The organism is Streptomyces purpurogeneiscleroticus, assembly GCF_020024005.1.
In the GTDB taxonomy this organism is placed as follows: Bacteria; Actinomycetota; Actinomycetes; order Streptomycetales; family Streptomycetaceae; genus Streptomyces; species Streptomyces purpurogeneiscleroticus.
The window spans coordinates 1-8,947 of sequence record NZ_NHSG01000488.1; the positions used below are offsets into that span (position 1 = coordinate 1).

General features: G+C 69.1%; 9 protein-coding genes and 1 pseudogene. 3 read left to right on the top strand and 7 right to left on the bottom strand.

Annotation, left to right across the window (positions count from 1 at the left end):
- Positions 1–192, top strand: a pseudogene (locus CCS38_RS34880) (serine/threonine protein kinase); the annotation flags it as partial.
- 408 nt (positions 193–600) lie between these two features.
- Positions 601–2,661 (top strand): MFS transporter, encoded by a 2,061-nt coding sequence (locus tag CCS38_RS34885; protein ID WP_223737632.1) that lies wholly within the window; start codon positions 601–603, stop codon positions 2,659–2,661.
- A 26-nt stretch (positions 2,662–2,687) separates the two neighbouring features.
- Here the strand turns inward: CCS38_RS34885 and CCS38_RS34890 are convergent, their stop codons facing one another.
- The 5 genes from CCS38_RS34890 to CCS38_RS34910 form a co-directional block, all read right to left on the bottom strand.
- Entirely contained in the window at positions 2,688–3,197 is a 510-nt protein-coding gene (locus tag CCS38_RS34890) for a GNAT family N-acetyltransferase (protein ID WP_223737633.1), read from the bottom strand.
- A 4-nt stretch (positions 3,198–3,201) separates the two neighbouring features.
- Positions 3,202–3,531, bottom strand: a complete 330-nt coding sequence (locus tag CCS38_RS34895; protein WP_223737634.1) for an antibiotic biosynthesis monooxygenase family protein — start codon at positions 3,529–3,531, stop codon at positions 3,202–3,204.
- Between the two features lie 490 nt (positions 3,532–4,021).
- Complete coding sequence (locus tag CCS38_RS34900) at positions 4,022–4,870, bottom strand: helix-turn-helix domain-containing protein (protein WP_223737635.1); 849 nt, start codon at positions 4,868–4,870, stop codon at positions 4,022–4,024.
- A gap of 21 nt (positions 4,871–4,891) precedes the next feature.
- Positions 4,892–5,407 carry a DUF6879 family protein gene (locus tag CCS38_RS34905; RefSeq protein ID WP_223737636.1) on the bottom strand — a complete coding sequence of 172 codons (516 nt, stop codon included), beginning with the start codon at positions 5,405–5,407 and terminating at the stop codon, positions 4,892–4,894.
- Positions 5,379–5,633, bottom strand: coding sequence for a hypothetical protein (locus CCS38_RS34910; RefSeq protein ID WP_223737637.1), 255 nt, complete (start codon positions 5,631–5,633; stop codon positions 5,379–5,381). The genes CCS38_RS34905 and CCS38_RS34910 overlap by 29 nt, the downstream gene beginning before the upstream one ends.
- Positions 5,634–5,814: 181 nt before the next feature.
- On the opposite strand from CCS38_RS34910, the gene CCS38_RS34915 reads away from it, so the two are divergent.
- Positions 5,815–6,015, top strand: coding sequence for a hypothetical protein (locus CCS38_RS34915; RefSeq protein ID WP_223737638.1), 201 nt, complete (start codon positions 5,815–5,817; stop codon positions 6,013–6,015).
- 321 nt (positions 6,016–6,336) lie between these two features.
- On the opposite strand, the gene proP is transcribed toward CCS38_RS34915, so the two are convergent.
- Together proP and CCS38_RS34925 are read right to left on the bottom strand one after the other, a co-directional pair.
- Positions 6,337–7,677 (bottom strand): glycine betaine/L-proline transporter ProP, encoded by a 1,341-nt coding sequence (proP, locus tag CCS38_RS34920; RefSeq protein WP_372457208.1) that lies wholly within the window; start codon positions 7,675–7,677, stop codon positions 6,337–6,339.
- A gap of 512 nt (positions 7,678–8,189) precedes the next feature.
- Positions 8,190–8,882: a hypothetical protein gene (locus CCS38_RS34925; protein ID WP_223737640.1), complete on the bottom strand. Its 693-nt coding sequence runs from the start codon at positions 8,880–8,882 to the stop codon at positions 8,190–8,192.
- Between the last annotated feature and the right edge of the window lie 65 nt (positions 8,883–8,947).

Sequence of the window (8,947 nt, forward strand, 5' to 3'; positions counted from 1 at the left end):
CCCGCGACGGGGAGCCCGGCCCGGCGGCCGGGTGACCCGGCGGAGTACGGCGCGGGGGCTTCCCCGGTGTACGGCCCGTCGGTCCGCGCGGCGTACGGCTCCGGGACCGGCGGCGGGGTGTACGGCGGCGGCGCGTACGGCGGCCGCTCCACCCGGACGTACGAAGGCGGCGGGAACGCCGGCGGACTGTAGGCCCGCACCGTGAACGCGCGGGGCCTGCGGGGCGGGTCCGGGTGATCGTCCGGGTCGGGCGCGTCCGGCAGCGAGATGTACGGCCGGATGTGCAAGGGGTCGAAATCCGGCGCTGCCGCCTGCTCGCACCGGCAGCCGGGGCGGCCGTCGGTCCGAGCGGGGGCTAAGCAGGTCGGGCAGTTCCTGGCCTTCACGTACGGGTCCCCTCCCTCGTCGTCGGCTGCGATTATCCAGACGCCGCCGCCTCCTGCACAGGGCCCCCGGACGTGAACAACCGGAGACCGACGCGTCGCCCGACCGGCTATAGCGGGGCAAAATGATCGGACGGGGAGTGCGGCTCCGCTCCCCGGCCGCTGCCCGGCGCCCGTCACGCGCTCCCCGCCGCGGTTCCGACGTAAGGAGACGTCCATGGCGCAGGACACCAGCGCTCCCGCCGTCCCCGCCGAGGAGCGGCCGCAGCGGACCGTCCTGGTGGCGATCGGCGCGCTGCTGCTCGGCATGCTGATCGCGGCGCTCGACCAGACCATCGTCGCCACCGCGCTGCCCACGATCGTCAGCGAGCTCGGCGGCCTGGACCACCTCTCCTGGGTGGTCACCGCCTATCTGCTGGCCTCCACGGCGGCCACCCCGCTGTGGGGCAAGCTCGGCGACCAGTACGGCCGCAAGAAACTCTTCCAGGCCGCCATCGTGATCTTCCTGATCGGCTCCGTGCTGTGCGGCATCGCGCAGAACATGCCGCAGCTGATCGCCTTCCGCGCCGTCCAGGGCCTGGGCGGCGGCGGTCTCATGGTGCTGTCGATGGCGATCGTCGGCGACATCGTGCCGCCGCGCGAGCGCGGCAAGTACCAGGGCCTGTTCGGCGCGGTCTTCGGCGGCACGAGCGTACTGGGGCCGCTGCTCGGCGGGCTCTTCGTCGACCACCTCAGCTGGCGCTGGGTCTTCTACATCAACCTGCCCATCGGCGCGGTCGCCCTGATCGTCATCGCCGCCGTGCTGCACATCCCGTCGAGCCGCACCCCGCACCGCATCGACTACCTCGGCACCGCCCTGATCGCCGCGGTCGCTGCCTGCTTCGTCCTGATGACCTCGCTCGGCGGGGTCAGCTACCCGTGGAGCTCCTGGCAGATCATCGGTCTCGGCGTGCTCGGCGTGCTGCTCCTCGGCGCCTTCGTACTGGTCGAACGGCGGGCCGCCGAGCCCGTCCTGCCGCTGCGCCTCTTCCGGCTCCGCGCCTTCGCGGTCACCTCCGCCATCGGCTTCGTCATCGGCTTCGCGATGTTCGGCGCGATGACGTACCTGCCGACGTTCCTCCAGGTCGTGCACGGTGTCACACCCACCATGTCCGGTGTGCACATGCTGCCGATGGTGGTCGGCATGCTGCTCTCCTCCACGGTCTCGGGCCAGTTGGTCAGCCGTACCGGGCGCTACAAGGTCTTCCCGATCGCCGGCACCGCGGTCACCGCCGTGGGCCTGCTGCTCCTGCACAACCTCGACCGCGCCAGCAGCGTCGCCGAGATGAGCGGGTACTTCTTCGTCTTCGGCCTCGGCCTCGGGCTGGTCATGCAGGTCCTCGTGCTCATCGTGCAGAACGCCGTCCCGTACGCCGACCTGGGCGTGGCCACCTCGGGGGCGACCTTCTTCCGGTCGATCGGCGCGTCCTTCGGCGTCTCGATCTTCGGCACGATCTTCGCCAACATGCTGGGCCCGCGGATCACCGACGCGCTCGCCGGCCGCCCCCTGCCGCCCGGCGTGGACCCGGGCACGCTCGCCGAGGACCCGCGCGCGGTGGCAAAGCTGCCGCCGGGCGAGGCATCCGGCGTCCTGGACGCCTACTCGACATCCATCACCGACGTCTTCCTCTACGCGGTGCCCGTCGTCCTGCTCGCCTTCGCCCTGGCCTGGCTGCTCAAGGAGGAGCCGCTGCGGGGCTCGGTCACGGCCCCGGACACCTCGGAAGTCCTCTCCTCCAACCCCGTCGAGCGGTCCTCGCGAGACGAGTGCGCCCGCGCGCTGAGCAAGCTCGGCTCCCTGGAGGGCCGCAAGAAGCTGTACCAGTCGATCACCGCGCGCGCCGGCCTCGACCTGAAACCGGCGGCGAGCTGGATGGTGCTGCGGATGAACCGGTACGGCTCGGTGGAGCCCGCGGTGCTCGCCGAGCGCAGCGCCGTACCGCTCGGCGTGATCTCCGAGGCGACCCGGCAGCTGGAGGAGCGGGGGCTCGCGGAGCGGGAGGGGATGCCGATGGTGCTCACCGAGGCCGGGCGGCGGGTCGCCCACCGGCTCGCGGCCGCCCGCCAGGAGGCGCTGGCCGACCTGCTCGGCGACTGGTGGACCAAGGACCGCCCCACCGACCTGACCGAACTCGTCCGGCAGCTGACCGCCGAAATGGGCGGCTCGGACGGCGAACGCCCGCACAACGGCGACGCCCGGCCCGTACAGCGCCGCACGCGCGCCACCCCGGCGGCCTGACCCTGGGCCGCCCTCTCGCGCGTGGCTCAGTCCAGCCGCTTCTCGAACCAGATCTGCGCGTACGGACCCTCGTTGTACGCCGGTATCTCCACGAACCCCGACCGCCGGTAGAAGGCGATCGCCTCCACCAGGTCGAGGCGCGTGTCGAGGCGGATGCGCCGGGCGCCCAGGCCGCGCGCGGCGGCCTCCGCGGCGGCCAGCAGTGCCCCGCTGCCCCCGCTGCCGCGCAGCTCCGGTCGTACGTACATGCGCTTGAGCTCGGCCGTGCCCGGAGCCGGCAGCCGTACGCCCGCGCAGCCGCCCGGCTCGTCGCCGTACCGCGCCAGCAGGAACACCCCGCGGGGCGGTGCCAGGTCGTCGACCGGATCCTCGGCGACGGCCCGGTCCAGCTCCTCCTCGGTGGCCGGGCGGCCGTACCAGCGGGAGGCCACCTCGGCCAGGTAGGCCCGCAGCACGCCGGCCGCCTCGGGTGAGGCGACCGGCTCGGCGGCGACCGCCCAGACCCGGCGGCCGGTCGTGCATTCCCCCGTCACCACGGCCTCAGGCGTTCTTCGGCGCGGCCTGCTGGACGACCTCGAAGGACCACACGGTCGAGCCGGAAGCGGCCGGCTTCGGACGCTCGGCACCCTCGCCGCCGCCCTGGTGCGCGGCCTTCATCGGGCCCTCCATCCACGCCTGGAAGGACTCCTCGTCCCGCCAGCGGGTGTAGACGAGGTACTGGTCGGTGCCCTCCACCGGGCGCAGCAGCTCGAACCACTCGAAACCGTCCGAGGACTCCACGGCGCCGGCGCGCGAGGCGAAGCGCTTCTCCAGCACCTCCCGCTGCTCCTCAGGGACGGTCAGCACATTGATCTTTACCACGCTAGGCACATGACACCTCTCATGAAACGGACGCCGGACTGGCGCCCTAACCTCGACTCTGTGCGCGCAGTCTCCTATATCCGCCCGTCAAAGCGTCGTGAAGGCCCAGCTCAGTCCTGGTCCGCGCCTTCGCGCGTCGCCTCACTGGCGGGCTCGGCGGTCCCGGTGGCCTCCGGCGCGCTCGTGTCCTCCAGCGACCGGCAGTAAGCGCAGTCGTCCCACGGTCCCTTACAGGTGCAGTATCCCCGGTTCGGCCTCATAGCCCGTCCCCCTCTCTACCAGCGGAACATCCGCCGTGCCCGCGTTTGCGGGTGATGTGAAGTATGGGGCAGGGGTCTGACAGTCGGCCCGGGGCGTTCCGGCCGCCCCTGGCGTCCGTGGACGGAGACCCAGGTCAGTTCATGTGCGTGTCTTGACGCACTCATTGACGCCATCCCGCCGCATTGCGCCGCGCGACCCGGGACGCCCCATGGCCTCCCGTATTCGCCCGCGGCTTCTGTCAGTCGGTCAGGGCATCGATGGCTGCTGTGACAAGTGAACGGGCCTCGGCGCCGTACTGAGCCAGCTCTGCCAAGTTCCCGAACGCCTTGAGGTACAGCCCGACATCGCTCGGCTGAGTTTCCTTGATCGATGCCGTTAGCGTCTCGATGTGCACGCGCCGACTGTCAAAAATGGTGAACGTTTCCAGGGGCCATGAAACGCGGGGTGCTGTGAACGGAATTATTCCCAGCGAGACGGACGGAAGTGCCATGACCGACAGTAGATGTCCGAGCTGAGCGGCCATGACCTCGGTACTGCCGAACCGATACCGCAAGACCGGTTCCTCGATCAGCACGGCGAATCGATGGTCACCTTCGCGGATGACGTGGGACCGTTTCATTCGCGCGGTGACGGCGTCTGCTACATCGTCCGGTGTTCCCCTGAATTTTGCGATTGACGTCAACAAGGCTGTTGCATATCCAGGTGTTTGGAAGAAACCTGGCACAACGTTGGAGCAGTACACGTGAAACTGTCGTGTTTGTTCGTAGAGTGGAACGCCCGACTCCTGTAGCTGCCTGAGCCCTGTTCGCTGCAGCCGCTTCCACTGGACGTACATCGAATCCGCTTGCCGGTTGGCGGCAATGAGGTCGGCTGCCTGTTCGGGTACGCCGCACGCCGTACACCAGGCCCTTATGTCGGAGTCGCTGGGAGGCGTCCTGGCGTGCTCGATCCGAGATGACTTGGACTCGCTCCATCCGCAACGGACAGCCAGCTCGCGCCCCGTAATGCCCGCGTCGAGACGTAGTTCCCGCAAGCGGCCGGCCAGGGCTTCCCTGGCTTCCTGAGCTCTTGACGAAGGAGATGGCATGAGTTGGCTGTCCGGTTGTGCCTAGATCTTGTATTCGCTGTGCGGGGTTGCTCGCTGCCAGGCGGCCTCAAACGCCTGCTCGCACAGTTTCAGCGTGTTGGTGTCCGTACTGAGTTCATCCGCGACATGGCTGCCGTCCCCCGCGAAGTGGTGAACACGGAGCAGGTTTCCGTCGAACAGCCAGAAGTCGTTGGCGGGCAGGAGGACATCGGTTGCCTGGCGGCGCGGCAACCAGCGTACTTCTTCGCCGGCGATGACGTTGGCTTCAGTCGAGTAGTGCTCCCAGCGAATGTATTCGCTGACAGGTTCCGAGACGACACGTGCCCGACGAATGGAAACGCCGCGCGATACGGCATCCGAAATCGTCTGGTGGAACGGATGCCACCACGATTCGCGGTCGTTCCAGTCGACCCGCTGCCCACGCCGCCATGCTTCTAGCCGGGGGTTGCTGCCGTAGTCGTCTCGCATTTCCAGATGAACAGCAAAATCCCGGGTTCCGGCCAGTAGCTCACCGAACGTTGGAATGCTCGACCGCATCGCACGCTTTCCGGATCATCGGCACCATCCGGGCCGGGATCCTGATGATTTCTTCGCTGTCCGGGACCGGGCCGTTGGCCGGGGTGTTCGACTCGCAGGCCGCCCGAACTTCGGGGCCGGCCTTCCAGCCCTGAATCACCAGCTCTCCTGACTCTTCGTCAGCCCAGACGGTAGGGCAGTGCTCGAGATCGGTGTCCGGGTCAATCCCGACGAACCGTAGCGCCATGTCAGCCCTCTCTCAGTGCGGGACTTGCCAGAACTTGCACAGCCATCCTCCCGCTCCGGTGCTGCCAGTCAAGGCCACCAGCGGACCAAGTGATGTGCAAACACATGCAAGCTTGTAGAGCGGGGCGCTCGCCGGGTCGTTGACTGCTCACCCGACAGGGAAACGTTGCAGGGGGTTGGGCATGGGCGAAGCGAAGACCTACCCGAGTGATCCGGTTGAACTGCCGCTGCGCATGGATCTTGTGGAGCCGATTCCCGTTGAGGGATGCCCCGGCTGCACGGAGCTCGCCAACGTGCGCGACCGCGCCCGCGCGGGCGGCGACATGACGACCGTGACCGACTGCAACGTCTTCATGCGTCGGCATCCGGAAGGGCACGCATGACTGCTCTGTCATCCGGGCCAGGACCCGCAAAAGAAGAAGGAGAGTTCACATGACCCCTTTGGCAGTCGAGACGTACGAGGCGCGTACGCCTGACGCTGAGGGTTGGCGTGGTGTGCCGTTCGCGCACCCGCTGATGATGGCGGACAGCGGTAAGCATGACGGGGGGCCGATGCCGCCCGAGGCTCCGCGATCACCCGAGCCCAAGCCCTCGGACGGCAAGTAACTGTCTCCGAGACAACACTCCACGTCCGGGTGCGGACACGACAGTGCCCCCTGCCGGAGCAGGGGGCTTCGTCGTGCAGTCGGCTGCGGAGCGGTGGGTCAGGCCGCCTTGCTCAGCTCGCGGGCCTCGGCCTCGCTGGCCACCGCGGGCTTGGAGCCCGGCAGCGGGCGGCCGGCGCTCTCGGTCATCTTCCACACCGCGATACCGCCGATGACGCCGGCGGCCATCATGTAGTACGCGGGCATCATCTTGTCGCCGGTCGCGCTGATCAGGGCCGTGACGATCAGCGGGGTCGTGCCGCCGAAGATCGAGACGGAGACGTTGAAGGCGATCGAGAGGGAGCCGTAGCGGACCTTCGTCGGGAAGAGCGCGGGCAGCGTGGACGGCATCGTCGAGGTGAAGCAGACCAGCAGCAGGCCGAGCGCGGCCATGCCCAGGCCGATCGCGGCCAGCGAGCCCTGGCGGATCAGCAGCAGCGCCGGGATGGAGAGGACGAAGAAGCCGATGCAGCCCGTCGCGATCACGGGGCGGCGGCCGAAGCGGTCGCAGGCCCGGCCCGCGAACGGCTGGACGCACATCATCAGGGCCATCACGGCCAGCACGACCAGCAGACCGTGCGTCTCGTCGTACTTCAGCTCCGAGGTCAGGTAGCTCGGCATGTACGACAGCAGCATGTAGTCCGTGACGTTGAAGACCAGGACCAGGCCGACGCAGAGCAGCATCGCGCGCCACTGGCCGAAGATCATCTCGCGGATGCCGGTCTTCTTCTCGGCGGCGCGGCGCTCCTTCTCCTGCTCCGCGGCCTCCTTCTCCATCTCCGCGAAGGCCGGGGTCTCCTCCAGGCGCATCCGGAGGTACAGGCCGATGATGCCCATCGGGCCCGCGATCAGGAACGGGATCCGCCAGCCCCAGGAGAGCAGGTCGTCATGGCTGAGCAGCGCGGTCATCAGGGTGACCAGGCCCGCGCCGCCGATGTAGCCGGCCAGCGTGCCGAACTCCAGCCAGCTGCCGAAGAAGCCGCGCTTCTTGTCGGGCGAGTACTCGGCGATGAAGGTCGAGGCGCCGCCGTACTCACCGCCGGTGGAGAAGCCCTGCACCAGGCGGGCGATCAGCAGCAGCACCGGGGCCCAGACGCCGATGGCGGCGTACGAGGGGATCAGGCCGATCGCGAAGGTGCCGATCGCCATCATGATCATGGTGATCGCGAGGACCTTCTGGCGTCCGATGCGGTCGCCGAGCGGACCGAAGATCATGCCGCCGATGGGCCGCACGAGGAAGGCCGCCGCGAACGCTCCGAACGTCGACAGCAACTGCGCGGTCGGATTCCCGGAAGGGAAGAACACCTGCCCGAGGGTGACCGCGATGTAGCTGTAGACGCCGAAGTCGAACCACTCCATCGCGTTACCGAGCGCGGCCGCCGAGACGGCCCGTTTCGCCATGGCCGGGTCGACGACCGTGGCACCGTTCACCGAAGTGCTGGACGGACTTTTGGTGCGGGTATCCGGGCCGGGTGCGACGGAAGTGTGCGTCGGCACGTGTTCGCTCGCCTGCGCTCTCTGGGACGACTGCAAAACAATCACCCGCCGGACCTCCGACGAGCGAACATCGACCATAGGGGCAGAACGGACCGTCACGGAGTGTGCACGGTCGCATAAGGGAATCGGCGAAAAGCGCCGCATTGCAAGGGCGACGTCGGCGCCAAACCGGACATCGCAAAAGTATGCCTGTGATCCTTGTCGCTGCGATCCACCGGAACTGGGGCCCGTGCTGTGGCGTGGCGCACGTGGACGGCGCGGTGCTCCGCAGAGCACCGCGCCGTCGGATCGTCGCCCGTCCAGCATCCGCCCGGCGGCCGTGCCGCGCCACTCGGACGGATGCGGGCCGGTCAGCCGGTCAGCCGGTCGGCCGGTCGGCCGGTCACTTCAGCCGGTCATTTCGGCCGATCGCGCTGTCAGCCGGTGACGGTGATCTGGGAGGCCGGGTCGGTCGTGTCCGACACCGTGTACGTGGCACCGAACGTCGAGGTGGTCGCGCTGGTCGGGCAGCCGAAACCGCCGGTGACGGTCACCGGGACCGTTGCGCCCGAGAAGGTGAGCGTGGACGGCGCGCCATTGGCCCACGTGCCGTTCACGGTGGCGGGCCCGGCGGGCGCCGCCGTGACCGTACAGCTGGCGAGGCCGCTGGTCTTCACGACGACGCCGCCCTGGGGGATCTGCATGGCGGCCGTGCTGGGCGCGCCGTTCTGCATGGCCACGCCCCAGCTGCCGCTGGTGGTGACGGTGGCGCTGACGCCCGCCATGCTCGTCGTGCAGGAGCTGTACGTCGGGGCGGTGATCGTACTGGCCACCGGGCCCGCGTCGTTGTGGTTCGCGGGCGCGTCCGGGACCTTGCCGGTGGCGTTGGAGACCGTGCAGGTCACGGTCACCGAACCGGCCTTGAAGGTGGCCTTGCCGCTGAGCTTCGCGGCGAAGGCGTGACCGGCGGGGGTCACGGTGGTGGAGCCGGCCGCGGCGGGTGCCGCCGCGGTGGCGGGGGCGGTGACGGCCAGGCACAGTGCGCCCGTGGCTGCGATGCCGGTGCCGGCGGCGAGCAGGGTGCGGGCGGAGGCGCGGCGGGGCGTGCCGGGTCTGAGGTGATGTCTCATCGGGGGAGCTCCTTCACGGTTGCCGTTGTTGCGGGTGAACGTGCGGTTACCGGTGCGGAGGTGCG